The following is a 25,611-nucleotide window of genomic DNA, read 5'->3' as shown; positions in this document are numbered from 1 at the left end:
GCGCCCGGAGGCCGCGGGCGGAGGCTCGGCCGGGGAGCCGGGAGGGGCCGAGGCGGGCGCCCTAGGAGTTCAGGCGGGGGTCAGAGGGTCGTTGCCGTTGACGCGTTCCAGGACGCGCAGCGACCCCTCCACCCGCCGCTCCTCGAAGGCACCGCTCTCCAGGGCCCGCAGGTAGACGTGGTAGGGCGCCTGCCCGCCGTCCTCGGGGTCGGGGAAGACGTCGTGGATGACGAGGGCCCCGCCGACGGCGACGTGCGGAGTCCAGCCCTCGTAGTCGCCTTGCGCGTGCTCCTCGGCGTGGCCGCCGTCGACGAACAGCAGTGCCAGCGGCGTCCGCCAGAAGGCCGAGACGGTGCGGGACTGGCCGACGATGGCGACGACCTCGTCGTCGAGACCGGCGGCGGCGATCGTCTTCCGGAACGTGGGCAGCGTGTCCATCCGGCCGGTGCTCGGGTCGACCAGGGACGGGTCGTGGTGCTCCCAGCCCGCCTGGTTCTCCTCGGAGCCGTGGTGGTGGTCGACGGTGACCAGGACCGTCCCCGCCGTCCTCGCCGCGGCCCCCAGGTAGACGGCGGACTTGCCGCAGTAGGTGCCGACCTCCAGCATGGGGCCGGTCGACGCCAGGCGGGCTCCGTAGTCGAGGGCCGTCTCGTACAGGACGCGGCCTTCGCCGTCCGGCATGAAGCCCTTGGCCGTGCGCGCGGTGCGCAGCAGATCCGCGGGCATCGCGGGGGCGGTGTGCGCGGTCGTTCCCGGCTCGGTGGACGCCTTGGTGTGGGTCATCGTTCTCCTCCGTCGGGGCACCCTACTATCCGTGCCGCGCGCGGTGAGACGCGAGTCTTGCTCGGGAAGATTGGAACGTGTTCTACTTTCGAGGGGCGGGCGACCCGCGCCGAACCTGGTTCGGTAGGTTGGCGGCCACGGTGCATCCCTGAACGGAGAAGCGATGAGAGTACGAGTCGACCCGCTGGTGTGCGAGGCGAACGCCGTGTGCGTCGGGCTCGCACCCGAGGTCTTCGACCTCAACGACGACGACGAGCTGCTGATCCTGCAGCCGGACGTCCCGGCCGCGGAGCAGGATCGCGTCCGGCACGCGGTGCGGTCGTGCCCGAAGGCCGCGCTGACGCTGGAGGAGTAGCCCTTCCGCCCGGGCGCCGGGGTCCGCCGGGATGGCACGGACGGGACCTTCCCGCCCGTATCATCCTTGGGTGATCCACGGTCTGGGGACGGTCCTGGCCGCGGCGGCGCTCGCCGCGCCCCTGCTCGCCGTGTCGGCCGCCGGGCCGGCCCGGGCGGCGCCCCGGGCCGCCCGCATCCACGACGTGCAGGGCGCCGCGCACGTCTCGCCCCTCAACGGCGCCAGGGTCGCCCGCGTCGGCGGCGTCGTCACGGCGACGACAGTGAACGGTTTCTGGATGCAGGACCCCCGCCCCGACCGGAATCCCGCGACGTCCGAGGCCGTCTTCGTCTTCACCCGCGGCCGGCCGGGCGCGGCGGCCGGCGACGCGGTCCGGGTCGGCGGCACGGTCCGCGAGTTCCGGCCGGACGGCGCCTCGTCCGGCGGGCTGAGCCGCACCGAGATCGACGCCGCCGAGGTCGCCGTCGTCGCGCACGGGACGGCCCTGCCGCCCGCCGCCGTCCTCGGCGGCCGGCACGGGCTCAGGGCGCCCACGCGCGTGATCGACCGCGGGCACGGGAACGTGGAGCGCGGCGGCGCCTTCGACCCCCGCCACGACGGCCTCGACTTCTACGAGGCGCTCGAAGGCATGCGCGTCGAGATCCGCGACGCCGTCGCCGTCGGGCCGTCCCGCTACGGCGAGCTGCCCGTGCTGCCCGCGAACGGCTCCGGCGCCGGGGCGCGGACCGCGCGCGGCGGCATCCTGCTCCGCGACGGCGACGCCAACCCCGAGCGCGTCATCCTCGACGACGCGCTCGCCCCGCTGCCCGGCATGGACGTCGGCGACAGGCTGCCCGGCGCGAACACCGGCGTCCTCGACTACGCCTACGGCGACTACAAGCTCCTGGTCACCGCGACCCCGCGGCGCGCCGCCGGCGGGCTGGCCCGCGAGTCGACCCGGCCGCAGCGGCCCGGGGAGATGGCCGTCGCCACCACCGCGCTGGACGGGCTGAACCCCGACGCGCCACCCGGCCGCTTCACCGCGCTCGCCGACGACATCGTCCGCGGCCTCAGCTCCCCCGACCTCATCGCGGTCACCGGGGTCGGCGACAACAGCGGCCCGGACGACGACGGCACCGTCGCGACCGACCAGACCGTCGCCCAGCTCATCACCGCCATCAGCGCGGCGGGCGGGCCCGCCTACGACTGGCGCTCGGTCGACCCGCGCGACAACGCCGACGGCGGCACGGACGGCGTCAACGACCGGTCCGGGTTCCTCTTCCGCACCGACCGGGGGCTCGCGTTCGTCGACCGTCCCGCGGCGGGCGAGCCGGCTCCGGCGGGGCCGCCCGGCCGGCCCGACCCGGCCGTCACCGCCGTGCGGGCCGTCCGGCGCGGCGGCGCCGCCGCCCTCACGCTGAGCCCCGGCCGGATCGCGCCGCGCGGCGCCGCCTGGGCCGGCACGCAGAAGCCCCTCGCCGGGGAGCTGACCTGGCGGGGCAGCCGCATCATCGTCATCGCGAACCGCTGGTACCCGAGCACCGGCGACGACCAGCCGCTGTTCGGCCGGAACCAGCCGCCGTCCCGGCCCACCGAATGGCGCCGCGACGCGCAGGCCCGCGTGGTGGCGGGCTTCGTGAACTCCGTCCGCAAGGTGGACGGGAACGCGCGCGTCATCGTCGCGGGCGACCTCAACGGCACCGGGACGTCCGTGCCCGTGCGGACGCTCGCCGCGTCCGCCGGGCTCACCGACCTCCCCGCCGAGCTGCGCCCCGCCGACCGCTACACGGCGGTGACCGGCGGCAACGCCGAGGACCTCGACCACATCCTGCTGAGCGCCGCGCTGCGCGGGCGCAGGCACGAGTTCGACATCGTGCACCGCAACGCGGAGTTCGCGGACCGGGCCGGCGACCGCGACCCGACCGTCGTCCGCATCGACATGTCCGGGACGTAGGCGGACGTCCGGGACGTGGGCGGGCTCCCGGATTTGGGAGATACCAAAAAGATCGTCATGGCACGTCCCCGAACACCGCCGGTGTTTTCTCCGCGCGGGGCGGGGCAGCGACGGATCGTCATGCCCCCCACCCGGAGGAGACGCCTGCCATGGCGACCCGATATAGACCGCACATCAGCCTGCTGACCCTCATATACCTGATCATCGGCGTGTTCATCGCCTGGGACCGCGGCTACATCGACGAGGGCCTCGTCCAGCGCATCGTCAGCGCGCTGCTGGCCGTCTTCCTCTGGGTCCTCGTCCTGCTCGGCGTCGACTTCCACATCGACTTCTGAGCCCCGGGACCGGGCACGGGCCGTCCCGCGCCCCCGCCTCGGGGCGGCCCGTGTCCTCGCCGACAGATGCACATCGCGTCCCGGTCATAGACCGCAGAGTGCGGCAGACGTTACGTTCCGCTCATGACCAAAAAAGACTGCAGTTGCGGACATGGCGGCGGATGCTCGTGCCCGAAGGGCTGCTCCTGCGGCTGCAACGGCTGACGCCGTCCGGCCGGCGGACGCGGCAGGCGGAAGAGCCCGCCCCCGATCGCCCTACCGCGGGACGGGGGCGCGCCAGAGGATCGGGTCTCCGTCCTCGGTTCCCGTGGCCAGGACGTTGGCGCCCATCGTGGTCAGCGTCGTGAGCCGCTGATCCGCGGGGCCGCCGAGCCCGCCGACGTCCAGGCGCCGCCAGGTCGTCCCGTCCGCGGACACCAGGACGGCGGCGTCACCGCCGCCCGAGCCCGCCGCCACGACGAAGCCCTGCGGCGTGGACGTGACGGCCGAGGCGGTCAGTCCTGGGCCGAGGTTGCGCTGCGACCACGTCGCCCCGGCGTCGGTGGAGACGAGGACGGTCGCGGTCGCGGACAGCGCCACCAGGGTGCCGCCGCGCGCGGCGACCCCGGTCAGCGGCGCGGTGAAGCCGGCCGGCGGCTGGGCGGCCGTCCACTTCGCGCCGTCGGGGGACGTCCAGACGGCGGGCGCCTTCCCGCGGGCGCCGACCGCGACGTACCCGCCGGGCGCGGCGACGACGTCGGACGGGGCGCCGTCCAGCCCCGCGCTCTTCCAGGTCCGCAGGTCGGCGGAGCGCCAGGCGGCGCGGGGCCCGACCACGACGTACCCGGACGGCCCGGCGGCGGCCGCCACCGGCGGCGTCCCGGCGGGGAACGCGGCCCTCTGCCAGGCCAGCCCGTCCTGCGACGTCAACGCCAGCGGGGCGGGCGACGCGCCGGACGCGCGGCCCACCGCGAGCCAGCCGCTGCTCCCCCGCACGGCGTCCGACAGCCATCCGCGGGCGGCGGGGACCTGGGCGCGCGTCCACCGCAGGCCGTCGGGCGCGGTCCATATCGCGGCGCCGCCGTTGGTGCTGCCCACCGCGACCGACAGGCCGGACGCGGCGGCCAGGGACCGGACCGAGCGTTCCGCGTGCACGGCGCCCGGCACGGCGCGCAGGTCGACGCCGTGCAGGTAGGCGTCGTCGCCCTGCCGCCCGGTGATGGCGAGCCCGCCCGCGCCGGCGAGCGTCAGCCCGCTGCTCCGCACGGGCGCCGGGATGCTGCCGCCCGGCTGCCAGGTGCGCCCGTCGGCGCTGCGCAGGACGGCGTGGGCGCCCTGCGCCCCCCACACGACGACGGCGAGGCCGGACGCGGTGCCGCCGAAGAGCTCGATGCCGGACCCGCCGAACCGGCTCGCCGCCCGCCAGCTCCGGCCGTCCTGCGAGGTGAACAGGACCCCGAACCGCTGGGTCCTGCGCTTCTTCTTCCGCCCGGTCGTCCGCTCGCCCTCGCGGACGGCCGCGAACTGGCCGGCGGGCCCGGTCGCCAGGCCCTTCAGGGGCCCGTAGGAGCCCTGCGCCTGCGGCACCTTCACGCTCGTCCACGTCCGGCCGCCGTCCTCGGACCGCCAGAGCCCCTCGCCGGGCACGGTCCGCGTGACCTTCTTGCGGCCCTTCTTCGCGGTCACCTTCCTGGAGTAGGCGCCGTGCGCCAGGACCACGTTGCCGGACGCCGCCACGCGGTCGAGGCTGATGATGCCCTCGGCGCCGTCGATGCGCTGCCAGGCCCGGCCGTCCGCCGAGCTCCACGTCACGGCCCGCCCCTTGGACGCGCCCACGGCGACGAGGCCCCGATCGGTGCGGGCCAGGCCGTTCACCCGGTCGGACGGCGTGAAGGCGGTGCCGAGGGGACGGCGCGTCCAGACCCTGGCGTCCTCGCTCGTCCACGCGACCGCGCCGCCGGCGGGCGTCCCGCCGAGGGCCGTCCAGTGCCCGGACCGGCCGGAGACGAGATGCGGGGTCTCGCCGGGCGGGGGCGCCGTGCCGTCCTGCGTGCGGATCCGCGCGGCTCCCCAGGTGCGCCCCGCGTCCGTGGACACGAGGAAGCGGGCCCGCTGCCGCGCGGGGGCGCCGTCGCCCTCGCCACCGGCCGCGACGATCGTCCCGCCGGCGGAGGCGACCGCGGTGAGGTCCTGGACGAGGCCGTCGGTCGCGGCGGCCGGGTCGAGGGCGAACAGCTCGTCCGCCGCGATCGGGCCGCGGACGTCCGGCTCGTCCGGCGCGTCCGCGCGCTGCGCCACGGCGAAGACGGTCCCGGCGGCGACGAGCGCGAGCCCGGCCCCGACGGCGGCACGCGCGCGCAGCCGCCGCGCGAACGCGGGCTTGCCCGCCGGCTTCGGCCCCGGCTCCGGCTCCGGCCGCCCGGCGACCAGCACGTCCCCCGGCTCGGGCTCGGCACGCCCCGCCTCGCCCGCCTTGCCCGCCTTCGCCTTCCCGGACGCGGCCTTCCCGGCCGCGGGCTCCTCAGATGCGGGCTTCTTGTCCTCACGCTTCTTCGGCGCGGGCTTCTTGGAAGCTGGCTTCTCGGGCGCGGGGTCCTGTTGCGGTGACTCCGCCGCCCGCTCCGGCGGGCTCTCGACCCGGATCGCGTTCAGGCTCGCCGGCCGCTCGGCGCGCTCCCGGGGCGGGGCTCCGTGCCCCCAGCCCAGCCCCGCCGCCCGCCACGCCTCGTAGGCGCGCTGCCAAGGCGACAGGGCCGCGGGCATGTCGGCGATACCGCCCGCGACGCCGAACGTCAGCCGCCGCCGGACCTGGCGGGAGCCCGCCGGCTCGTCCTCGGCCGTCCGCGGGGCCTCGTCCCGCTCCGGGGTCCTCGCCGTCACACGCGCTCCTTCACGGTCCCTGTCGGACCACCATCAAATCGCGCCATGGGACGTCCTGTACCGACATCCACATGAACGGCGGCCAATGGGGCCGCTGGAGCGTTCTATCACTTCAGGGGCGGCTTATCAGACCTTTCACCCGGATAGCCCCCTTGTACGCATAACCCCGAACATGGACGACCGGCGCCCCGGCCGGCGGGTCGCCGTGCACCTCCGCGGACACCCCCAGACCGTCCGCCTCGACGCGGACGCCGGGCGGCACGATGATCTCCACCGTGGACTTGTAGGCGAACACCCGGAGGGTCGTGACCGGGCCGTCCAGCTCGGCGGAGCGGAGGTCGAGCGTCCCGGAGCCCTTGTAGACGACGGCCGTGAAGCGCTCGGGCAGCCGCCAGCGCCCGGCGCGCGTCACCGAGCTCTTGTAGGCGATCTGGAAGCGCCCCACCGGCCCGCCCCGGGGAGCCGCCGGGACGGCCCGGCCGGACGGCAGGTCGGCGGCGACGGCGCCCAGCTCGTCATGGGTGCGCGCGGCGAGGACGAGGTCGATGCGCTCGTCCAGCTCGGGCTCGTCCAGCCGCCCCTCGGCGAAGGCGGTGTGCAGCCGGACGAGCATCTCGTCGCGGTCGCGGTCCGAGGCGCGCAGTGCGGGCGCTGGGTGCTGCTCGACGCTCATCGCATCTCTCCTTCGGCGGGCGGGCCTCCCCAGCCTGCTCCCTCCAGTCCATGGAGGGTCAAACGCGATACATCGTAACCTGCCGCCGCTCGGCTTTCGAGACATTCGGCCGGATCCCGACGCGCGATCATGGTTGCCGCCGATCCGGACGTCCGTCCGCTAAATTCGGAGCTGCCCGTAGATCGAGGTGAGGGGGGACGATCCATGGGCGGGACGCTCGGCCGCGCGCATGGCCCGTACACGCTGTACGACCTGGACGCGCTTCCCGAGGAGGGCCGCCGCTACGAGCTCGCCGACGGCTGGCTGAACGAGCTGCCGGGCGACCTGTGGCACGACCACGCGGCCGAGCAGCTCAAGACGATCCTCAAGGAGGCCGCCCGGCAGGCCGACGCCGACGTCCACATCGCCGGCGCGCCGCAGGACGTGACGACCCCGTCCGGCATCCGCAAGCCCGACGTCTTCGCCGTGGCCCGCGACGTCGCCCGCGCGGCGCTGGAGCGCCAGACCCGCACCTACTACGGCCCCGACCTGATCCTGGTCGCCGAGGTCGTCACGCCCCGCACCGTCAACGAGCAGATCGACCGCGTCCGCAAGGTCGACGAGTACGCCGCGACCGGCATCCCGCACTACTGGCTCGTCGACCTGGAGCCCCGCCCCACCATCACCCTGCTGGAGTTGAAGGACGACCACTACGAGGTGACCGGCAAGGCCCGCTCCGGCGAAACCCTCACCCTGGACCGCCCGTACCCCATCACCTTCGACCCAGCCCGCCTCTCCGAAATGGACTGACCCCAGACCCCGCCAACCCCGGACAACCGCGCCCAAGCCGCCGAAGCACGTCACCGACCGGTGCGATGCCGGCGGGCAACGCTCAAAGATCGAGGTCGCCCGCCTTCACCCGAGCGAGCAGGGCAGAAACCGCGGCACGGTCCAGCATGAGGTGACCACCCTCTCGCGCGCAACGCCGGGCACCGACCCGCGTCCCCAGCCGGACGACCGGCCGGGGACGGCGCCTCCATCAGAGGTCCAGGTCTCCTGACTTCACCCGGGCGAGCAGGTCCCCGAACGCGGCCTGCCCCATGGCGATGTGGCCGCCTTCGGGGTTCTTGCTGTCCCGCACACCCACCCGGGTCTCCAGGTGCGCGACCTCCACACACGCGTTCTGTTCGGTTCCGCTGCGGCTGGACTTCCGCCACACGGGGCTGGTCACTGTACTGCCTCCATCAGTGATCGAATGAGGTCCCTCGACGGTCCCTCCATCAGAGCCTTGGCGCTGATCTGGTCGAACCTTGCGGCAAAGCCCAGAACTTCAGAGGGCGTGGAGACGAGACGGCCTCCACCTGAAGACTCGGTGTAGCAGACCTCGCCGAAGTCTTCGCCCGCCATGAGCTGAAAGCTCCCATTCAGCCCAGGATATGCCCCTACCTCGTACGTCCGGGGCACCACGCGAACGATGACGTGCGGCAACTCCGACAGATCCAAGAGGTGCTGGAGTTGCCCGCGCATGATCTCCGGACTCCCGACGGGCCACTCGATCGCGTTCTGAGAGATGAGGCACGTCACCTGCGGTGGCGGCAGGCGCTCGAACATCTGTTGGCGCATGACTCGTTCACGAAGGATCTTCTCCGGTTCGGTAGAGCTGCCCGCCATGATCAGCGCACGAGCATAATCCTCGGTCTGAAGCAAGCCGTGGGCGAGCTGTGACTCGAAGATCCGGATAATGCCGGCCCGGCATTCCTTCTCGATGTACTGGGCGAACCACTGCGGATCGTGCCCCATCGAGGCATACCACACCAATAGTTCGAACATTCGCCCGGTATTCCATACCTTGTCTAGCTTCCTCGCCTCGTCACCTTGCAGCCGTCGCCTGCCTGACTCGATGCGTGAAAGTGTGGACTGGCTGATCTTGAGAATGTCGGTCACCGGCGGGCTGCCGTTACCCGCTCGCCGCCTCTAAACTCGCACCATAACCGCTATGAAGTCCCACATGCTGTTCTGAGGGTTGGGTGACACCTCGGTCGCCATGCGTAATGGCCTCCATATTCAGCTGTATTCAGATCACCTCTGAATACGTGCAACCTACCAGTCGACTCATCAGTCTGTGTCTCAGTTCACAGCGTCGACTCGAAGGATGTGGTCCGTCATGAGCATTCACACCATCAACCTCAACGGCATGCCTGGAGCGTGACCGGATGGGTGCGCACGAGCGGCAGCCCGGAGGACGGGCTCTTCCGTCGCCTCCTTCTGAGCCGAAGGCCGCGCGGCGGCCTGGGGCGCCGATGCCGCAACGGGAGCGGATCACGTTCCTGGTCCGGCTCAACGAGAGGTTCGTCCGGGTCGCGGGGCTGCTGACGGCCTTCACCTCTATCGACGGCTACCCCGTCCTCAACGTCATTCCGCACAAGGTTCCCGGTCGCGCGGCCACGATCGGATGCCGCTACCGCGACGGGCAGTGATGGTTCTACGACGTCCGAACCGGCGCACTGATCCGTCCCGCGAACGATCTGGACGCGGCCGCTTCTCAGATCAGGGTGACCATGTCGCAGGTGGCGCGGTGAGCGAGCCGCCCACGCGGGGACCGCGCACGATCTTCGTCTGGGACGTCCGAGGCGGCGACGCCGGCTGGTCAGGGGTGACGGGCGACCGGGACGCCGCGATGCGGCATGTCCACCGGGTGCTCCGCGACTGCGGACCCGAGGGGTGGGGGTCGGTTCGCCGGGTCGCGCTCGACCCGCTCGGCCGCGTCCGCTACATCCACCTCAGAACGGTCGCCGAAGCGTGGCGGGACGAGGGGACCGGCGCCGTCGTCTGGCGGGAAGGGTGAACGCCGAGCAGTACCTCGATGCCCTCGCCGTCGAACTCGACGCGGCAGGGTTGTCGACACGGCCTCGGTACGAGCGCATCCCCGTCCTGCTGCACGTCTTCTCCCCCGACCTTCCACAGATCGGCGAGAGCATCCACGTCAAGGCCGGGGTGGGCGGCGTGCCCTGGTTCGTCTCCTCCACTGGAGACCCGCTGAGGCCCTGCCATGATCTGACCGGCACGGCCGAGGACATCGCCGCACGGCTGGCACCGTTCTCACGCGAAGCGCACATCGTCCGGCGAAGGCTGCGGCCTCGGTCGGCCCGCTGCCGGATAGCGCGATTCTGGCGGATGTTGGCGATCTCGCCACTCGTTCGGACGGCGCGCCCGGGGAAGGCTGGTCGACGTTGGCCTTCATGATGAGGAGATCGCGCATGGCCGGGATGATGCGGGCGGTCCGGCAGACCGTGCTGGGTGGGGCCCGAGGTGCTCAAGGTGGTCGATGTGGAGCGGCCGGAGCCGGGGCCCACGGAGGTGCTCGTGCGGGTGCGGGCGGCCGGGGTCAACCCGACCGACTGGAAGCACCGGGCGGGCGGCGGGTTCCTCGGGAAGCCGCCGTTCACCCTGGGGTGGGACGTGTCCGGTGTGGTGGAGAAGGTCGGGATCGGGGTGACGCTGCACAAGCCCGGCGACGAGGTCACGCAGACCATGCTGGTCGAGCCCGACCACCACGCGATGACCCAGATCGCCGCACTCGCCGACGCCGGGACGCTGCGGGGTGCGTTGACCTGCGGCGTGTTGTTGTTATGAGCCGCCGGATAACAACAACACGCCGCAGGTGAACGACGCGGCGACCCGGTCGACGTTCGTGGTCGCCGCACTAGGCTCGATGCGTGCTGCTGCTCACGACGCTAGACGCCTGGGAGGCCGAGCCCGGCCCGCGTTTCGTCCTGCCCGAGACCGGTGCCGCCTGGACGCCCGAGGAGGGCGCGCTCGCCGTCGCCGACGACGTGTTCGAAGAGGGGCAGGTCATCGCGGTCACGCTGGATCCCGAGCCGGGCGCGGTGCCGGCCCGCGGGGTGATCGACAGAACGGCGGCGGCCCGCGTCCGCTACCTGCGGCGCGGGCCGGACGGCCTGCACGCCGCGCTCCTCGACCGGCCCGCGACGGCGGCGGCGCTCGACCTGCTGCCGCATCCCGAGGGCGGCTGGTACCGGGAGACGTGGCGGTCGGACGTGGCCTTCACACCGGACGGCTATCCGGGTGAACGGGCCAGCGCGACCGGCATCTACTTCCTGCTGCCGCCGGGCGAGGAGTCGATGTGGCACGTCGTCCGCTCCGCCGAGGTGTGGCTGTGGCACAAGGGCGGACCGCTGGCGCTGCTCCTGGACGGCGACGGCGAACGCCCGTCCGGAAACCCGGAGACGGTCATGCTCGGCAGCGACCTGGCGGATGGGCAGGTCCCCCAGGCCGTCGTCCCGCCCGGCGTCTGGCAGGCGGCTCGTCCCGCCGGGGAAGAAGAGGTCCTGGTCAGCTGCGTCGTCTCCCCCGGCTTCGACTTCACCGACTTCCACGCCCTCCCCTAGCGTTCACGGCGCGGCCGGACCATCCGCGCGGCCCGGAGCGGCATGCGGAACGCCGGCGGGCCCTGAGAACACGACGCAGGAGCCGGTTCATTTCGTCCCGCGTCAGCGTTTGCGGCGTGGGCGGATCATTTGTTCGGCCCAGAATGGTTCCATGACTCGGCCCATCGCCTTGACGACTGTGCGGAGTTCGTCAGAGGACAGGGGACCGAAGACGTCTGCGCCTACTTCGTCTGCCAGTGCGCGTGCGCGGTCGTGGAGGTCTCGGCCGTCTTCGGTGATGCGGACGGAGTGGCGGCGGCGGTCGCGGGGGTCGCGGGTGCGTTCGCAGAGGCCGCGAGTCTCCAGGTCGTCGATGAGGCCCACCATCAGGGTGGGGTCGAGCAGCAGGTAGCCGGCCATTTCCTGCTGCGACAGAGTCTCTGACGTGCTGAGCATCGCCAGTACGAGGAAGTGCCGCACGCGGATGCCTAGCGGCTTCAACTCCTCTTCCAGCCGCTGCTCCAGCCACCATCCGCACTTGGACAGCTGGAAGCCGGTCACGGACGCGAGCCCTTCCGGCAGTCCGTCCCGCATGGAGCCCTCCGCCATGGCTGCATGTTATAGCAGCTCGATCACCGGTTGACTCGATCATAGAAAACTTCGACTATTGAGGAATGCTGCCGACTTTAGGACTCTTCGCCCTCAACATGTACGCCTGCACCGAGCCGCGCACGGCCGCCAGCGTCGCCGAGCTGGCCGAGGAGCTCGGGTACGACTCGGTGTGGGTCGGGGACCATGTCGTCCTGCCCAGCCCGCGCGTCGGACCGTCCCCGATGGAGCCCGGCGATCCGATCCTCGATCCACTGGTCGCCCTCGCCCATCTCGCCGCCCGCACGGAGCGCATCGCGCTGGGTACCGGGGTCGTCGTACTGCCCCAGCGGAACCCGCTGATCCTCGCCAAGCAACTCGCCAGTATCGACGTCCTCAGTGAAGGGCGGCTCATCTTCGGTACAGCCGCCGGATACCTGGAGCCGGAACTGCGCGCCGTCGGCGTCCCGGCGGAGGGACGTGGGGCACGGACGGACGAGTACCTCGCGGCCATGCGATCGCTCTGGTGCGACGACGAGCCCGCCTTCCACGGCCGCCACGTCGACTTCGCGGACGTGGACGCCCATCCGCGTCCCGTGCAGCGGCCGATCCCCGTCGTGACCGGTGGGCACAGCCCGGCGGCGCTGCGCCGGGCGGCGCGGTATGCGGACGGCTGGTACGGGTGGATGCTCGGGCGCCGCGCCGCCGCCGATCTTCTCACCCGGCTGCGCACCGCCGAGGAGGAGGCCGGGCGGGCCACGCCGCTGCACGTCTCGGTCAGCCCGCCGAAGCTCCCTGACGCGGAGTTCGTCCGGGTCTATGGGGAGCTGGGAGTCGACCGGCTCATCGTCGTCCCGCCGATGGGCGTCCCTGCGTCCGACCTGGAGCAGTTCGTCAGGGACCATGCCCCGGGCAAGCTGGGCGCCCGCCCCGCCTCATGACCACGGAGGGCTGCGGCGCGTCGAGGCGGAGCAGGTTGGGGAGCGGTGTGCCGCCCACCGTGCGTGGCCTCACGGCGGGCGGCGCACCGCCGGGTCAGTCGGAGGAGAACGCGGCGTCGAACGCGCCCTCCGGCGGGGTCATGGCGTTGAGGGCGCGGACGAACTCCAACGCCTCCGGGGCGCCCTGGAGACGGTCCATGCCCGCGTCCTCCCACTCGACCGAGATCGGGCCGTCGTAGCCGATCGAGTTGAGGGCGCGGAACACGTCCTCCCAGGGGACGTCGCCGCGGCCGGTGGAGATGAAGTCCCAGCCGCGCCGCATGTCGGCCCACGGCAGGTGGGACGAGAGGCGCCCGCGGCGGCCGTCGCCCGTCCGGACCTTGGTGTCCTTGCAGTCGACGTGGTAGATCCGGTCGCGGAAGTCGAACAGGAAGCCGACCGGGTCGAGTTCCTGCCACACGAAGTGGGACGGATCGAAGTTCAGCCCGAACGCGGGACGGTGCCCGATGGCCTCCAGGGTCCGGACGGTCGTCCAGTAGTCGTAGGCGATCTCGCTCGGGTGCACCTCGTGCGCGAACCGGACCCCGACCTCGTCGAACACGTCCAGGATCGGGTTCCACCGGTCGGCGAAGTCGGCGTAGCCGCGCTCGACCATCGCCTCGGGGGTGGGCGGGAACATCGCGACCGTGTGCCAGATCGAGGAGCCGGTGAAGCCGACGACGGTGTCGACGCCGAGCCTCGCGGCGGCGCGGGCGGTGTCCTTGATCTCGTCGGCGGCGCGCCGCCGGACGCCCTCGGCCTCCCCGTCGCCCCAGATCCGCTCGGGCAGGATCGCCTGGTGGCGCTCGTCGGGGATGTCGCAGACGGCCTGCCCGACGAGGTGGTTGGAGATCGCCCACACCTTCAGGTCGTGCTCGGCGAGGGTCTCCAGCCTGCGCGGGACGTAGGAGTCGTCGGCCAGGGCCTTGTCGACCTCGAAGTGGTCGCCCCAGCAGGCGATCTCCAGGCCCTCGTAGCCCCAGCCGGACGCGAGCCGGCAGACCTCCTCGAACGGCAGGTCCGCCCACTGGCCGGTGAACAGGGTGATCGGTCGTGCCATGTCAGTTGCTCCCCTCGACGTCGATCCAGCACCTGGCCGCCGCGCTGTCGGCGACCGCGGCGAGGACACGCTGCACCTGCAGGCCGTCGGCGAACGACGGGCGCGGGTCGGCGCCGTCCGCGATGGCGGTGAGCAGGTCGGCGATCTGGTGGGTGAAGGTGTGCTCGTATCCGAGGATGTGGCCGGGCGGCCACCAGTGGCCCGCGTACGGGTGGACGGGCTCGGTGACGACGATGCGGCGGAACCCGGCGGTCGCCGCGTCCTCCGTCCCGTCGTAGAACCAGAGTTCGTTGAGCGATTCGAGGTCGAACGCCAGAGCGCCGGACGAGCCGTTGACCTCGATGCGCAGCGAGTTCTTGCGGCCGGTGGCGAAGCGGGTGGCCTCGAAGGTGGCGAGCGCGCCCGCGTCGGTCCGCCCGATGAACAGGGCCGCGTCGTCCACGGTGACCCGCGCCGTTCCGCCGCCCGGCACCGGGCGCTCCGGGACGAAGGTGTCCAGCAGCGCCGACACCCCGACGAGCGACTGCCCGGTGATGAACTGCGCGGTGTCGATGATGTGGGCGCCGATGTCGCCGAGCGCCCCCGAACCCGCCCGGTCGCGGTCCATCCGCCAGGTGAACGGGGCCTCCGGGTCGGCGAGCCAGTCCTGCAGGTACTGCGCCCGGACGTGCCGGACGGTCCCGATGCGGCCCTCCTCCACCAGCTTCCGGGCGAGGGTGACCGCCGGGACGCGCCGGTAGTTGAACCCGACCATCGACCGGACGCCGCGCTCGCGCGCCCGCTCGGCGGCGGCGGCCATCGCCTCCGCCTCCGCGACGGTGTTGGCGAGCGGCTTCTCGCACAGCACGTGCTTGCCCGCGTCGAGCGCGGCGACCGCGATCTCGGCGTGGCTGTCGCCCGGCGTGCAGATGTCGACGAGCTGGACGTCGTCGCGGCGGAGCAGCTCCTTCCAGTCGGTCTCCACCGACGCCCAGCCGAGCGACTCGGCGGCGGCGCGGGCCCGGCCCGCGGAGCGTCCGGCCAGGGCGGTCATGACGGGCGTCAGCGGCGGCCCGAAGAACGGCCCCACGCTGCGCCACGCCTGGGAGTGGGCACGCCCCATGAACGCGTGCCCGACCATCCCGACTCCGACGGTCGTCATGTTCAGCTCACCTCTCTGTGTCATCTGCCGGGGCCGTGCCCCGGCCCCCCGGGCCGGGCACCGGCCGGTCGTCGCGCCGCGGCGCCCGCCCGGTGCCGGGCCGGCGCACCCGTCCCCGTCACCGGGGCGGGCGCGCCGGCGCCCCCGTCGCTCAGGACTCGAAGCCGAGCGGCATGTAGGTGTCGACGTTGTCCTTGGTGACCGTCTCGGACGCCAGCGTGATCGACTGCGGGATCTGCAGCTCCACCAGGTCCGTCATGCCCTTGCCCTGCGCGATGAGCCGGCCCAGCTTGATCGCGGACGCGGCCATCGTCGGCGGGTAGGTGACGGTCGCCTCCAGGACGCCGCCGCCCGCCTTGATCTCCCGCATGGCGTTGGCGGACCCGGCGCCGCCGACCATGAGGAACTCCTTGCGGCCCGACTGCTTGATCGCGGCGAGCACGCCGACGCCCTGGTCGTCGTCGTGGTTCCACAGCGCGTCGATCTTCTTGTGCGCCTGCAGCAGGTTGGAGGCGACCTGGTTGCCGGACTCGACGGTGAACTTCGCGTCCTGCTTCGCGGTGACGGTGAAGCCGTAGGACTTCAGCGCGTCCGCGAAGCCCTTGCTGCGGTCCTGCGTCAGCGGCAGCGTCGCGATGCCCTGGATCTCCACGATCACCGGGTTCGAGACGCCCTTGTCCTTCAGCTTCTTGCCGATGTAGTGGCCGGCGGAGACCCCCATGCCGTAGTTGTCGCCGCCGATCCACGTCCGGTACGACAGCTTGTCGGGGAAGACGCGGTCGAGGTTGACGACCGGGATGCCGGCGTCCATGGCCTTGCGGGCGACCTGGTTCAGCTGCTCGCCGTCGTTCGGCAGGATCACCAGCACGTTCACCTTCGCCCGGATCAGCGACTCGACGGCGGAGATCTGCTGGTTGATGTCGTTGGTCGGCTCGACCGGCTTGAACGTGACGTCCTTGTACTTCTTCGCCTGCGCCTCGGCGTTCTTGGCGATCGCCGCGATCCAGCCGTGGTCGGCGGCCGGCGCGGAGAACCCGATGGTGACCTGCTTGCCCGGCTTGTCGTTGTCGCCGGCGAGCGACCCGGCCTGCGCGGCCGGCGCGGCGTCGTCGCCCTCGCTGTTGCTGGTGCAGGCGGCGGCGAGGGTGCCCGCCGCGACGACGGCGCCGCCGAACAGGACGCCTCTGCGGGTGGGAGGGGTGTGAGGGGTGTGACGGGTGTCCTGACGGGGGCTCTGATCACGCATGACGTGCTCCTGATGAAGGGATGGGCCGTCCCCCGCCGCGCGCCTCCCCGGGGGCGCGCGGCGCTGGACGTGGGGTGAGGCGGGGTCAGGTGGGCGAGCGGAGCCCGCGCCGCTGCAGCAGCACGGCGATCCCGATGATCGCGCCCTTGGCGATGAGCTGGTCGCTGGTCTGCAGGCCGTTCAGGATGAACAGGTTGGTGATGACGGTGAAGATCAGCACGCCGAGGATCGACCCGACGACGGTGCCGCGACCGCCGGTGAGCAGCGTCCCGCCGATGATCACGGCGGCGATCGCGTCGAGCTCGTACAGGTCGCCGTGGGTGCTGGAGCCGGTGGTGGTGCGGGCCATGATGATGAGCGCGGCGATGCCGCAGCAGAACCCGGACAGCGCGTACAGCAGCAGGGTGTGCCGCCGGATGTCGATGCCGGCGAGCCGCGCCGCCTCCGGGTTGCCGCCGACCGCGAACGTCCGGCGGCCGAACACGGTGCGGTTGAGCAGCAGCCACCCGGCGACCGCGACCGCCGCGAAGATGTAGACGACGAGCGGCAGCCCGAGCAGCTTCGTGGTGGACAGCGCCTCGATGGCGTCGTTCTCGGGCCGGACGAGCTGGGTCTTGCGGTCCGACATCCGCTGCGCGAGGCCACGCGCGGCGACGAGCATCGCGAGCGTCGCGATGAACGGGACCATGCGCCCGTAGGAGATCAGCAGCCCGGTCACGACCCCCGAGCCCGTCCCGACGAGGATCGCGCACAGCGCCATCACCGCCGGCCCGTAGGACTGCGTCGCGACCGTGGTCGCCCACACCGAGGCGAGGGCCATCACCGACCCGACGGACAGGTCGATCCCGCCGCCGATGATCACGAAGGTCTGGCCGACCGTGATCACGCCGATGGTGGCGGCCAGCGCCAGGATGCCGACGACGTTCCCGGACGTCGCGAAGTTGTCCGGCTCCGTCACCAGGCCGACGACCGCGAGCAGCACCAGCGCCGCGACCAGCCCGAGATGGTGGACCTCCCGGGCCCCGGCGCCGCCGCCCCGCGCGAACGGCCGCCACGGCCCGCCCCCGCCCGCCTTCTTGGCGAGCGGGCCGGGCACCCCCGCCGAGGGACGCGTGTCGGTCACAGTGCGCTCCCTTCCATGATCATGTTGAGGACGGCGGACTCGTCGAGGTCGCGGGCGTCGCCGGTGTGCACGACGCGCCCCTCCCGGACGACGAGGACGCGGTCGGCGAGCCCGAGCACTTCGGGGACCTCGCTGGAGACCAGCAGGACCCCGATGCCGCGGGCGGCCAGCTCGCGGATCACCGCGTACAGCTCGGCGCGGGCGCCGACGTCCACGCCGCGGGTCGGCTCGTCCAGGATCAGCAGCCGCAGGCCGGAGGAGTCGAGCAGCCACCGGGCGAGGACGACCTTTTGCTGATTGCCGCCCGACAGCGTGACGACGGGGCGCCTCGGGTCGGGCGGCCTGATGTCGAGCGCCTCGATCTGGCGGCGCACGTCCGCGAGCTCGCGGCGGCGGTTCAGCCAGCCGAACGACGCGTACCGGGACAGCCCGGCGACGCTGACGTTCCCGGCGACCGTCTCGTTCATCAGCAGCGCCTGGCTCTTGCGCTCCTCCGGCGCCATCCCCATGCCGCGCCGCACCGCCGCGCCCGTGTCGCCGGGGCGGACCGGGCGGCCGTCGACGAGGACCCGTCCCCGCGACGGCCGCCGCGCCCCGTAGATCGTCTCCAGGATCTCCGAGCGGCCCGACCCGACGAGCCCGGCCAGCCCGACGATCTCGCCGGCGCGGACGGTGAGCGACACGTCCTCGAACGCGCCGGGCAGCGTGAGCCTCTCCACGCTGAGCACGTCGGCCCGGTCGCCGCCCGGCTCCGGCCGCTCGGGGAACACGTACTCCACGTCGCGTCCGGTCATCAGGGACACGATCCGGTCGGTGGAGGTGGTCTTCGCGGGGAGCCCGACCGCGACGGCCCGGCCGTCCTTGAGGACGGTCACGCGGTCGCCGATCTCGCGGATCTCCTCCAGCCGGTGCGAGATGTAGACGACCGCGACGCCGGCGGCGGTGAGCTCGCGGATGATGCGGAACAGGTTGGCGACCTCGTCGTGCGCGAGCGCGGCGGACGGCTCGTCCATCACGATCAGCCGGGCGTCGTGCGAGAGGGCGCGGGCCATGCTGACGACCTGCTTGCCCGCCGCGGGCAGCCGCCCGACCTCGCGGCGCGCCGGGATCTCGCCGTGCCCGAGCCGGGCGAGCAGCTCGCGGGCCGCGCGCTCGGCGTCGCCGCGGCGGGTGAAGCCGAACCGCGCCCGCTCGTGGCCGAGGAAGATGTTCTCGGCGACCGACAGGCCGTCGACCAGGTCGAGCTCCTGGTAGATGGTCGCGATCCCGGCGCGCATCGCGGCGGTCGGCCCGGCGAGCCGGACCGGCTCCCCGGCGACGATGATCTCGCCCCGGTCCGGCTGGTGCGCGCCGGCGAGCACCTTGATGAGCGTCGACTTGCCGGCGCCGTTCTGCCCGAGCAGGCAGTGCACCTCGCCGGGGCGGACGTCGAGGTCGACGCCGTCCAGCGCGCGGACGCCGGGGAACTGCTTGACGATGCCGCGCATCAGCAGCAGGGGTTCCATCGGGGCCTCCTCAGGACGCGGAGAAGACGTGGTCGCTGATGAGCCGGGCGCCGCCGACCACGCCGGCGGCGCCGGCGAGCTCGGACAGCACGATCGGGAGGTTGCCGGTCGCGAGCGGCGCGGACCGGCGGTAGACGACGCCGCGGATCTCGGCGAGCAGCGTGTGCCCGAGCCCCGCGACGCCGCCCGCGATGATCACCAGGCCGGGGTTGAAGAAGCTGACGAGGCCGGCGAGGACCTGCCCGACGTGCCGGCCGCCCTCCCGGATGATCTGCACGGCCACCGGGTCGCCCGCGGCCGCCGCCTCGCCGACGTGCTCGGCCGACAGCTCCCCGTGGGTCTCCAGCAGCGCCGCGAGCTGCGCGGACTTGCCCGACCGCGCCGCGGCCTCCGCGTCCCGGGCGAGCGCCGCCCCGCCGAAGTACGCCTCCAGGCAGCCCGCGTTGCCGCAGGCGCAGATCGGCCCGTCGTCGTCGACCCGGATGTGCCCGATGTCGCCCGCGCTGCCGGACACGCCCCGGTAGATGGCGCCGTCGACCACGATGCCGCAGCCGATGCCGGTGCCGATCTTCACGAGCAGGAAGTCGTCGACCGACCGGGCGAGGCCCGCGTGCAGTTCGCCGAGCGCCATCAGGTTCACGTCGTTGTCGACCAGCACCGGGCAGCCCAGCTCCTGCCCGATCGCGTCCCGCACGGGGAACCGGTCCCAGCCGGGCATGATCGGCGGGACGACCGGCATGCCGTCCCGGAAGCTGACCGGCCCCGGGACCCCGATGCCGGTGCCGTGCACCTGCTGGACGAGCCCCTCGTCCCGCAGCTTCCCGAGCAGGTCGAGCGCGCGGTCCAGGACGACGGTCGCGCCCTGCCGCACGTCGCACCGCTCGCTGACGTGGCCGAGGACCTCCAGCGCGCCGTCGGTCACCGCGACGTCGATCGAGGTGGCGCCGATGTCGAAGGCGACGAACCGCAGGCTCGGCGACAGCCGCACGATCCCGGACCGCCGGCCGCCGCGCGACGCCGCCAGGCCCGCGCCCTCGACGAGCCCGAGCTCCACGAGCCGGTCCAGCTCCACCGCCAGCTTCGACCGGGACAGCCGGACGACGTCGCCCAGCTCGGCGCGCGAGCGCGGCCCCTCGTCACGCAGCAGCCGCAGCAGGCGTGCCTGATGCACGTTCTGCGGACGAGCCGACATGCGCATCACGCCGTCCTCTCGGGTCTTTCGGGCCTCTCGGAATCGTCCCGGGGCCGTGTGACCCCGGTCTCATGCCCGAGACCGTAACCCGCTTTCGCCGCCTTGAGAAGAGCTTTTCCCTAGATCATTCAAACTTTCCTCACTCAGAGGACAAAGTTGCGGATGCGCAACGGCCCGTACCCGCCGCGCGGAAGAGCGCGGCGGGTACGGGCCGTTGCGGTCGCGCTAGTAGCTGACGGCCTGGCGCCCGCTCATGGTCCGCATGATGTGCTCGACCAGGGTGATGAGCACCCTCTTGGCGTCCTCGCGGTCGCGCACGTCACAGGAGATGACGGGCACGTCCGGGGGGAGGTCGAGGGCGTCGCGGACCTGGTCGTGCGAGTGGTACCCGGCGCCGTCGAACTGGTTGACGCCGATGATGAACGGGACGCCGCGCCGCTCGAAGTAGTCGACCGAGGCGAAGCAGTCGGCGAGGCGGCGGGTGTCGACCAGGACGACCGCGCCGAGCGCGCCTTTGGCCAGCTCGTCCCACATGAACCAGAAGCGGTCCTGGCCGGGGGTGCCGAAGACGAACAGGACGAGGCCGTTCGGCAGCGTGATGCGGCCGAAGTCCATCGCGACGGTCGTCGTCGTCTTGTTCACGACGGCGCTGGTGTCGTCGACCCCGATGCTTTTCTCGGTCAGTGCCTCCTCGGTCCGCAGCGGACGGATCTCGCTGACCGCGCTCACCAGGGTGGTCTTGCCGACGCCGAAACCGCCGGCCACGAGGATCTTCACCGTCAGCGCGGACTCGCCCGGCTGGGCTGCCGCGTCAGAGCGCACGGATTCCATCGATCACTTCCTTGAGTACGCGCTCGCTGGGAAACTGCGCCACCGGCGCGGGACGCCGGACCTGAATCAGCGAGTGGTCGAGCAGATCACCGAGCAGGACACGGACCACCCCGAGGGGGAGTTCCAGATCCGACGCTATCTCGGCGACCGACAACGGGGTGCGGCAAAGCTCCAGGATCATGTCATGTTCGGGCTCGGGAGCCCATGGCGCGACCGGAAGCGCGTCGTCCGCCGCCTCCGGCGGGTCCGCGGCGGCGATCAGCGCGACGAGGTCGAAATCGTCCCCGGCGTAGTGCGTGCGGCCCCCGGTGACCGCGTACGGGCGGACCACGGGCCCCGCGGCGTCGTCGTACCAGGCCGTGCCGCCCATCTCACCGCCCGCCGGGTTCGGCCGCGGCGACCCGCGGATCTGCGGACAGGTGCTGCCCGACCCGGGTGACCAGCATCGCCATCTCGTAGGCGATGATCCCGAGGTCGGCGTCGGCGGCGGCGAGCACGGCCAGGCACGCGCCCCGCCCGGCGGCCGTGACGAACAGGAACGACGACTCCATCTCGACGATGGTCTGCCGGACGGGGCCGCCGCCGAACGACTCCCCCGCCCCGCGCGCGAGGCTCTGGAAGCTGGCGGCGACCGCGGCCAGGTGGTCGGACTCCTCCCGGGCGAGGCCGGCGGACGCGGCGATCTTCAACCCGTCGCTGGACAGGACCACCGCGTTCCGCACCGGGGCGACCCGCTGGACGAGGCTGTCCAGCAGCCAGTTCAGGTCACCGCCGGCTCCGCCCGGAACCTCCGCGCCGGAGTGCTGGGCATGTGTCATGGGGTGTCGTCCTCCTGGTCGCCTGGGTTCCGCGCCGCCTGCGCCGAGCCTGGTGTCTCCGCGTCGGCGGCGTCCCTCCTGCCGCGCTGCCAGCCGGCCTGCATGGCCGACAGCATCGATCGCATCGCCTCGGCCGAGCGGGCCTCGCCGTCGTCCGGCGGCGCGTCCGCCGGACCGGTCCCGGCGGGCTCGCCGGGCGGCGGCGCCTCGTCCATGGGGACGGGCGCGGCCAGCGGCATGCCGGCCGGCTCCGGAGCGGGCGGCGGACCCTGCGGCGCCGGTGGTGCGGGCCGTGCCTGCGGTGCGGGCGGCGCCTGGCCCTGGGCGGCCAGGTGCGCGTCCACCCGCTCCTTGAGCTGGGGCGCCAGGTGTGTCTGCCGCCTGCGCTTGGGCAGCTCGCCGTCCTTCAGCGGCGCCTCGGCGGGCGCGGGCTCCGGCTCCGGCTGCGGAGGCGGCGGCTGCGGCGCCGGCGGAGCGGCCGGGCGCGGCGGTTCCGGCGCCATGGGCTCGGCCACCAGCCGCACCACGCCCCCGGACTCGACCGCCGGGCGCGCGGACGCCGACAGCGCCGCCGCCTGGTCCGGCAGCGCCCGCATCGGCCCGGTGGGACGGCGCACCGCCGTGTCCGGGTCGGCGGTCTCCACGATGAGCGAGCCGGGGATCAGCGCGATCGCGGTCGTCCCGCCGTACGGGGACGGGCGGAGCGTGACCGTGATGTCGTGCCGCTGCGCCAGCCGCGCCACGACGAACAGGCCGAGCTGGGCGCTGTCGGACGGGTCGAACTCGGGCGGGTTCGCGAGCCGCTCGTTGGCGGCGCGCAGCGCCTCCTCGGTCATGCCGAGACCGCGGTCCTCGACCTCGATCGCGAACCCGCTGGCGACCGGCTGCCCGCTGACCCGCACCGGCGACTGCGGCGGCGAGAACGTGGTGGCGTTCTCCACCACCTCGGCGAGCAGGTGGATGACGTCGGCGACGGCGGAGCCGAGCAGCGCGATGCGCGGCAGCGGCTGCACCCGGACGCGCGGGTAGTCCTCCACCTCGGCGACGGCGCCGCGCACCACGTCCACCAGCGGGACGGGACGGCGCCACCCGCGCCCGGCGGTCTTGCCGGCCAGGATGACCAGGCCCTCGGCGTGCCGCCGCATGCGGGTCGCGAGGTGGTCGAGGCGGAACAGGTCCGACAGCTCGGACGGGTCCTCGGTGCGGCGCTCCATGGTGTCGAGCAGGCTGAGCTGGCGGTGCAGCAGCGCCTGGTTGCGGCGCGCGAGGTTGACGAACACCTCGCTGATGCCGCGCCGCGCCGCGACCTCGCCCTCGGCGGAGGCCAGCACGGCCTCGCGGGCGCGGTCGAACGACTCGGCGATCTGCCGGATCTCGGTGATGCGGTAGTCCAGCCCCGGCGCCGGCTCGGGTTCGGCGGGGCGCCCGGCGATGATGTTCTCGGCGAGCTTCGGCAGCCGCTTCACGGTGAAGTCGACGACGCCGCCGGCGAGCGTGCGGCACTCGCGCACCAGCCGCCGCGACACCCGGACCGCGATGACGGACGACAGCACGATCGCGAGGAGCCCGAGGCCGCCGGCGAGGCCGAGCCGGGTGAACGCGCGGACCGCGATGTGCTGGCCGCGGGCGACGACGCCGTCGAGGATCCGGTTCTCCAGCTCGTACAGCTGCCCGTTCACGGTGTCGGCCACGGACCGCCACACGGTGGGCTCGATGACGGGCGCGCTCCGCCCGGCGCGCGTCTGCGGCTGCCCTGCCTGCGGGGTGGCCGGCTGGACGCCGTGGCCGTTCGACGGCGTCGCGGCCGTCCCGCCCGTGCCCGTGGCCGGGGCGCCGGTCGCGGGGGTGGCGGCCCCGGTCGTGCGGGTGCGGCGCGCCGGCGGCTCGGCGCCCGCGATGACCTGGTCCTCCAGCTTCATCATGTGCATGAAGGCCGGGGACGACATGAGCCGCTCGTAGCGGGCGTGGTCGTCCGCGGACAGGTCGCGGGCGTTGACCTGGTGCATCGTGTGGTGCGCCCCGACGAGCTTGGCGAACTCCGAGCGCTCGGCGGCGGTGATGCGGCCCGCGGCGAGCGCCCCGGTCAGCAGCGCGTCCTCGCGGGCCATGTACTCGCGGGCCAGGCCGAAGGAGGTGAGCGTGCGGGCCCGGGCGGTGAGCGGCCCGTCCGCCGGCGTGGTCGCGGAGTAGACGGCGTAGCCGCCGTCGATCAGCTCGCTGTACTCGCCCAGCACGTGGGCGCGGCCGCCGGTCCGCTCGTCCACGCCGCGGCGGAGGGACTTCAGCGTGCCGAGCTTGCCCACGAGCGCGTCCAGCCGCCGGACGACCACGGGCTGGATCGCGCCCCGCAGCCCGCCGTCGCGGGCGCCCGCGCGGACGTCGTCGGCCGCCTGGTCGGTCGCCTGCCGCTGGGTCCGCATCACGCCTGGATCGGTGCGGGCGCCGCCGAGCTCCGCCATCGACAGCCGCCGCTCCTTCTGCAGCGCGTCGATGAGCCGCTGCGTGGGCAGCACCGTCTTCTCCTGGAACGCGCGGCTCTGCAGCAGCTGGTGCGCGTCGCCGTAGGTGATTCCGGTCAGGAACGTCCACAGTGCGGCGAGCGCGAGCAGCGGCACGAGGACCAGCAGGGTGATCCTCGCCCGGATGGAGGAGAAACCGCGGGCCATCACGGCTGGCGGACCCTCACTCGCTCGTCCTCCTGCACTGCGTCGAACGGCATTGGGGGGTGGGACATGCGGGGAAACCTCCCGATGCGTGGAGTACGGGGGTGTGCGGGAGCCTACTACGTCGCGGCTTCACGATGATCGTGCATCCGATCACCGTCCGCCGCGTCCTCCGCGTCAGGCCAGGTCAGGACGTGCTCCATCAGCGCGACGAGCACCTCCTTGGACGACTCCCGGCGGCGGACGTCGCAGAGCAGCACCGGGACGCCGGGGTCGAGGTCGAGCGCGATCGCGATGTCCTCCGGACGGTGCGTCCGCTCCCCGTCGAAGCAGTTCACCGCGACGACGAACGGGACGCCGCGGCGCTCGAAGTAGTCGATGGCGGGGAAGCTGCCCTTCAGCCGCCGCGTGTCGGCGATCACGACGGCGCCGATCGCGCCGGCCGCGAGCTCGTCCCACATGAACCAGAACCGCTCCTGGCCGGGCGTGCCGAACAGGTAGAGCAGCAGCTGGTCCGACAGCGTGATGCGGCCGAAGTCCATCGCGACCGTCGTGGTGGTCTTGCCGCCCACGCCGCTCACGTCGTCCACCCCGGCGCCGCGGTCGGTCAGCGGCTCCTCGGTGTGCAGCGGCCGGATCTCGCTGATCGAGCCGACCATCGTGGTCTTCCCGGCGCCGAACCCGCCGGCGATGAGGATCTTGGTGGTGACCAGCGGGCGGAGCGCCGTCCCGGCCAGGTGGTGGTTCGGCCCGTCATAGGGCCCGTGAGAGGGCCCGTCATAGTGCGCGGAGGCCATTGAGCACCTCCCTCAGCACGCCGCTCGGCGGGCGGCGGCCGGGCGCGGGCCGCGCCTCGGCGACCACCGCCACGAGCCCCTCGTCCCGCAGGTCGCCGAGCAGTACCCGGACGACGCCGATGGGCAGCCCGAGGTCGGCCGCCAGGTCGACGACCGGGACGGGCGAGGCGCAGCGGCGCAGCACCCGCGCGTGGTCGGGGCTGTAGCGCAGCCGGTCGCCGGCCGGGACGCCGGTGGCGGCGACGACCGCGATGAGCTCGAAGCCGGCGCCGTCCGGACGGGTCCGGCCCCGCGTCATCGCGTACGGGCGCACGACCGGACCGGCGTCCCGGTCCAGCCACCGCTCTGCCGACGGGGACATC

The 25,611-nt window shown here is 73.1% G+C and carries 27 protein-coding genes and 1 pseudogene; 10 read left to right on the top strand and 18 right to left on the bottom strand.

What is annotated here, in order from left to right:
* Positions 1-69: 69 nt before the first annotated feature.
* Positions 70-783, bottom strand: coding sequence for a class I SAM-dependent methyltransferase (locus tag SM611_RS18575; protein ID WP_371950916.1), 714 nt, complete (start codon positions 781-783; stop codon positions 70-72).
* A 163-nt stretch (positions 784-946) separates the two neighbouring features.
* Here SM611_RS18575 and SM611_RS18570 point away from each other — a divergent pair, with 163 nt between their 5' ends.
* The 3 genes from SM611_RS18570 to SM611_RS18560 all read left to right on the top strand — a co-directional run bounded on the left by SM611_RS18570 (position 947) and on the right by SM611_RS18560 (position 3,406).
* Complete coding sequence (locus SM611_RS18570; RefSeq protein WP_371950914.1) at positions 947-1,138, top strand: ferredoxin; 192 nt, start codon at positions 947-949, stop codon at positions 1,136-1,138.
* Between the two features lie 70 nt (positions 1,139-1,208).
* Entirely contained in the window at positions 1,209-3,071 is a 1,863-nt protein-coding gene (locus tag SM611_RS18565; protein ID WP_371950912.1) for a DUF8508 domain-containing protein, read from the top strand.
* 149 nt (positions 3,072-3,220) lie between these two features.
* Positions 3,221-3,406, top strand: a complete 186-nt coding sequence (locus tag SM611_RS18560; protein WP_371950910.1) for a hypothetical protein — start codon at positions 3,221-3,223, stop codon at positions 3,404-3,406.
* A 255-nt stretch (positions 3,407-3,661) separates the two neighbouring features.
* Here the strand turns inward: SM611_RS18560 and SM611_RS18555 are convergent, their stop codons facing one another.
* A complete protein-coding gene (locus SM611_RS18555; protein WP_371950908.1) occupies positions 3,662-6,265 on the bottom strand; it encodes a hypothetical protein in 2,604 nt (867 codons plus the stop codon).
* 112 nt (positions 6,266-6,377) lie between these two features.
* The gene (locus SM611_RS18550) at positions 6,378-6,938 is read right to left on the bottom strand and encodes a DUF1707 SHOCT-like domain-containing protein (RefSeq protein ID WP_371950907.1); all 561 of its coding nucleotides are present in this window, start codon (positions 6,936-6,938) and stop codon (positions 6,378-6,380) included.
* Between the two features lie 204 nt (positions 6,939-7,142).
* On the opposite strand from SM611_RS18550, the gene SM611_RS18545 reads away from it, so the two are divergent.
* On the top strand, positions 7,143-7,727 hold the full coding sequence (locus SM611_RS18545) for a Uma2 family endonuclease (RefSeq protein ID WP_371950905.1): 585 nt from the start codon (positions 7,143-7,145) through the stop codon (positions 7,725-7,727).
* Positions 7,728-7,956: 229 nt separating this feature from the next.
* Here the strand turns inward: SM611_RS18545 and SM611_RS18540 are convergent, their stop codons facing one another.
* Together SM611_RS18540 and SM611_RS18535 are read right to left on the bottom strand one after the other, a co-directional pair.
* Positions 7,957-8,148 carry a DUF397 domain-containing protein gene (locus tag SM611_RS18540; protein ID WP_371950903.1) on the bottom strand — a complete coding sequence of 64 codons (192 nt, stop codon included), beginning with the start codon at positions 8,146-8,148 and terminating at the stop codon, positions 7,957-7,959.
* Positions 8,145-8,861: a helix-turn-helix domain-containing protein gene (locus tag SM611_RS18535; protein WP_371950902.1), complete on the bottom strand. Its 717-nt coding sequence runs from the start codon at positions 8,859-8,861 to the stop codon at positions 8,145-8,147. The genes SM611_RS18540 and SM611_RS18535 overlap by 4 nt, the downstream gene beginning before the upstream one ends.
* A gap of 356 nt (positions 8,862-9,217) precedes the next feature.
* Between SM611_RS18535 and SM611_RS18530 the strand changes: the two genes are divergently transcribed.
* From SM611_RS18530 to SM611_RS18510, 5 genes and pseudogenes are all read left to right on the top strand, one after another.
* Positions 9,218-9,394, top strand: coding sequence for a hypothetical protein (locus SM611_RS18530; protein WP_371950900.1), 177 nt, complete (start codon positions 9,218-9,220; stop codon positions 9,392-9,394).
* Positions 9,395-9,492: 98 nt separating this feature from the next.
* A complete protein-coding gene (locus SM611_RS18525; RefSeq protein WP_371950898.1) occupies positions 9,493-9,762 on the top strand; it encodes a hypothetical protein in 270 nt (89 codons plus the stop codon).
* The gene (locus SM611_RS18520; RefSeq protein WP_371950896.1) at positions 9,759-10,160 is read left to right on the top strand and encodes a hypothetical protein; all 402 of its coding nucleotides are present in this window, start codon (positions 9,759-9,761) and stop codon (positions 10,158-10,160) included. Before SM611_RS18525 ends, SM611_RS18520 begins: the two co-directional genes overlap by 4 nt.
* 26 nt (positions 10,161-10,186) lie before the next feature.
* Positions 10,187-10,439 (top strand): annotated as a pseudogene (locus SM611_RS18515) (alcohol dehydrogenase catalytic domain-containing protein); the annotation flags it as partial.
* Between the two features lie 194 nt (positions 10,440-10,633).
* Positions 10,634-11,326 carry a cupin domain-containing protein gene (locus SM611_RS18510; RefSeq protein ID WP_371950895.1) on the top strand — a complete coding sequence of 231 codons (693 nt, stop codon included), beginning with the start codon at positions 10,634-10,636 and terminating at the stop codon, positions 11,324-11,326.
* Positions 11,327-11,428: 102 nt separating this feature from the next.
* Here SM611_RS18510 and SM611_RS18505 read toward each other — a convergent pair whose 3' ends face one another.
* The gene (locus SM611_RS18505) at positions 11,429-11,914 is read right to left on the bottom strand and encodes a MarR family winged helix-turn-helix transcriptional regulator (RefSeq protein ID WP_371950894.1); all 486 of its coding nucleotides are present in this window, start codon (positions 11,912-11,914) and stop codon (positions 11,429-11,431) included.
* A 65-nt stretch (positions 11,915-11,979) separates the two neighbouring features.
* On the opposite strand from SM611_RS18505, the gene SM611_RS18500 reads away from it, so the two are divergent.
* Positions 11,980-12,834, top strand: coding sequence for an LLM class F420-dependent oxidoreductase (locus SM611_RS18500; protein WP_371950893.1), 855 nt, complete (start codon positions 11,980-11,982; stop codon positions 12,832-12,834).
* Between the two features lie 94 nt (positions 12,835-12,928).
* On the opposite strand, the gene SM611_RS18495 is transcribed toward SM611_RS18500, so the two are convergent.
* The 12 genes from SM611_RS18495 to SM611_RS18440 all read right to left on the bottom strand — a co-directional run bounded on the left by SM611_RS18495 (position 12,929) and on the right by SM611_RS18440 (position 25,610).
* Positions 12,929-13,933 carry a sugar phosphate isomerase/epimerase family protein gene (locus SM611_RS18495; RefSeq protein ID WP_371950892.1) on the bottom strand — a complete coding sequence of 335 codons (1,005 nt, stop codon included), beginning with the start codon at positions 13,931-13,933 and terminating at the stop codon, positions 12,929-12,931.
* Position 13,934: 1 nt separating this feature from the next.
* Positions 13,935-15,074 carry a Gfo/Idh/MocA family protein gene (locus tag SM611_RS18490; RefSeq protein ID WP_371950890.1) on the bottom strand — a complete coding sequence of 380 codons (1,140 nt, stop codon included), beginning with the start codon at positions 15,072-15,074 and terminating at the stop codon, positions 13,935-13,937.
* 151 nt (positions 15,075-15,225) lie between these two features.
* Positions 15,226-16,320, bottom strand: coding sequence for an ABC transporter substrate-binding protein (locus SM611_RS18485; protein ID WP_371950888.1), 1,095 nt, complete (start codon positions 16,318-16,320; stop codon positions 15,226-15,228).
* Positions 16,321-16,405: 85 nt separating this feature from the next.
* On the bottom strand, positions 16,406-17,443 hold the full coding sequence (locus SM611_RS18480) for an ABC transporter permease (RefSeq protein WP_371950886.1): 1,038 nt from the start codon (positions 17,441-17,443) through the stop codon (positions 16,406-16,408).
* Complete coding sequence (locus SM611_RS18475) at positions 17,440-18,948, bottom strand: sugar ABC transporter ATP-binding protein (RefSeq protein ID WP_371950884.1); 1,509 nt, start codon at positions 18,946-18,948, stop codon at positions 17,440-17,442. The genes SM611_RS18480 and SM611_RS18475 overlap by 4 nt, the downstream gene beginning before the upstream one ends.
* Positions 18,949-18,958: 10 nt before the next feature.
* Complete coding sequence (locus SM611_RS18470) at positions 18,959-20,146, bottom strand: ROK family transcriptional regulator (RefSeq protein ID WP_371950882.1); 1,188 nt, start codon at positions 20,144-20,146, stop codon at positions 18,959-18,961.
* A gap of 219 nt (positions 20,147-20,365) precedes the next feature.
* Complete coding sequence (locus tag SM611_RS18465; RefSeq protein ID WP_371950880.1) at positions 20,366-20,971, bottom strand: GTP-binding protein; 606 nt, start codon at positions 20,969-20,971, stop codon at positions 20,366-20,368.
* Positions 20,952-21,341 carry a DUF742 domain-containing protein gene (locus SM611_RS18460; protein WP_371950878.1) on the bottom strand — a complete coding sequence of 130 codons (390 nt, stop codon included), beginning with the start codon at positions 21,339-21,341 and terminating at the stop codon, positions 20,952-20,954. The genes SM611_RS18465 and SM611_RS18460 overlap by 20 nt, the downstream gene beginning before the upstream one ends.
* Position 21,342: 1 nt before the next feature.
* Positions 21,343-21,789, bottom strand: coding sequence for a roadblock/LC7 domain-containing protein (locus SM611_RS18455; RefSeq protein ID WP_371950876.1), 447 nt, complete (start codon positions 21,787-21,789; stop codon positions 21,343-21,345).
* Positions 21,786-24,455 (bottom strand): nitrate- and nitrite sensing domain-containing protein, encoded by a 2,670-nt coding sequence (locus tag SM611_RS18450; RefSeq protein WP_371951042.1) that lies wholly within the window; start codon positions 24,453-24,455, stop codon positions 21,786-21,788. Before SM611_RS18450 ends, SM611_RS18455 begins: the two co-directional genes overlap by 4 nt.
* A gap of 116 nt (positions 24,456-24,571) precedes the next feature.
* A complete protein-coding gene (locus SM611_RS18445; protein ID WP_371950874.1) occupies positions 24,572-25,249 on the bottom strand; it encodes a GTP-binding protein in 678 nt (225 codons plus the stop codon).
* A complete protein-coding gene (locus SM611_RS18440; RefSeq protein WP_371950872.1) occupies positions 25,230-25,610 on the bottom strand; it encodes a DUF742 domain-containing protein in 381 nt (126 codons plus the stop codon). Before SM611_RS18440 ends, SM611_RS18445 begins: the two co-directional genes overlap by 20 nt.
* Position 25,611 lies beyond the last annotated feature (1 nt).

It is taken from the genome of Actinomadura monticuli (genome assembly GCF_041463655.1).
In the GTDB taxonomy this organism is placed as follows: Bacteria; Actinomycetota; Actinomycetes; order Streptosporangiales; family Streptosporangiaceae; genus Spirillospora; species Spirillospora monticuli.
This window is presented reverse-complemented; position numbering and strand designations above follow the sequence as displayed.

Bases quoted from the DNA above. Each gene is read 5' to 3' on its own strand.
- SM611_RS18575 (WP_371950916.1), bottom strand. From the start codon at position 783: ATGACCCACACCAAGGCGTCCACCGAGCCGGGAACGACCGCGCACACC.
- SM611_RS18570 (WP_371950914.1), top strand. From the start codon at position 947: ATGAGAGTACGAGTCGACCCGCTGGTGTGCGAGGCGAACGCCGTGTGC.
- SM611_RS18560 (WP_371950910.1), top strand. From the start codon at position 3,221: ATGGCGACCCGATATAGACCGCACATCAGCCTGCTGACCCTCATATAC.
- SM611_RS18550 (WP_371950907.1), bottom strand. From the start codon at position 6,938: ATGAGCGTCGAGCAGCACCCAGCGCCCGCACTGCGCGCCTCGGACCGC.
- SM611_RS18545 (WP_371950905.1), top strand. From the start codon at position 7,143: ATGGGCGGGACGCTCGGCCGCGCGCATGGCCCGTACACGCTGTACGAC.
- SM611_RS18530 (WP_371950900.1), top strand. From the start codon at position 9,218: ATGCCGCAACGGGAGCGGATCACGTTCCTGGTCCGGCTCAACGAGAGG.
- SM611_RS18505 (WP_371950894.1), bottom strand. From the start codon at position 11,914: ATGGCGGAGGGCTCCATGCGGGACGGACTGCCGGAAGGGCTCGCGTCC.
- SM611_RS18500 (WP_371950893.1), top strand. From the start codon at position 11,980: ATGCTGCCGACTTTAGGACTCTTCGCCCTCAACATGTACGCCTGCACC.
- SM611_RS18495 (WP_371950892.1), bottom strand. From the start codon at position 13,933: ATGGCACGACCGATCACCCTGTTCACCGGCCAGTGGGCGGACCTGCCG.
- SM611_RS18490 (WP_371950890.1), bottom strand. From the start codon at position 15,074: ATGACGACCGTCGGAGTCGGGATGGTCGGGCACGCGTTCATGGGGCGT.
- SM611_RS18485 (WP_371950888.1), bottom strand. From the start codon at position 16,320: ATGCGTGATCAGAGCCCCCGTCAGGACACCCGTCACACCCCTCACACC.
- SM611_RS18475 (WP_371950884.1), bottom strand. From the start codon at position 18,948: ATGGAACCCCTGCTGCTGATGCGCGGCATCGTCAAGCAGTTCCCCGGC.
- SM611_RS18470 (WP_371950882.1), bottom strand. From the start codon at position 20,146: ATGCGCATGTCGGCTCGTCCGCAGAACGTGCATCAGGCACGCCTGCTG.
- SM611_RS18465 (WP_371950880.1), bottom strand. From the start codon at position 20,971: ATGGAATCCGTGCGCTCTGACGCGGCAGCCCAGCCGGGCGAGTCCGCG.
- SM611_RS18460 (WP_371950878.1), bottom strand. From the start codon at position 21,341: ATGGGCGGCACGGCCTGGTACGACGACGCCGCGGGGCCCGTGGTCCGC.
- SM611_RS18455 (WP_371950876.1), bottom strand. From the start codon at position 21,789: ATGACACATGCCCAGCACTCCGGCGCGGAGGTTCCGGGCGGAGCCGGC.
- SM611_RS18450 (WP_371951042.1), bottom strand. From the start codon at position 24,455: ATGGCCCGCGGTTTCTCCTCCATCCGGGCGAGGATCACCCTGCTGGTC.
- SM611_RS18445 (WP_371950874.1), bottom strand. From the start codon at position 25,249: ATGGCCTCCGCGCACTATGACGGGCCCTCTCACGGGCCCTATGACGGG.
- SM611_RS18440 (WP_371950872.1), bottom strand. From the start codon at position 25,610: ATGTCCCCGTCGGCAGAGCGGTGGCTGGACCGGGACGCCGGTCCGGTC.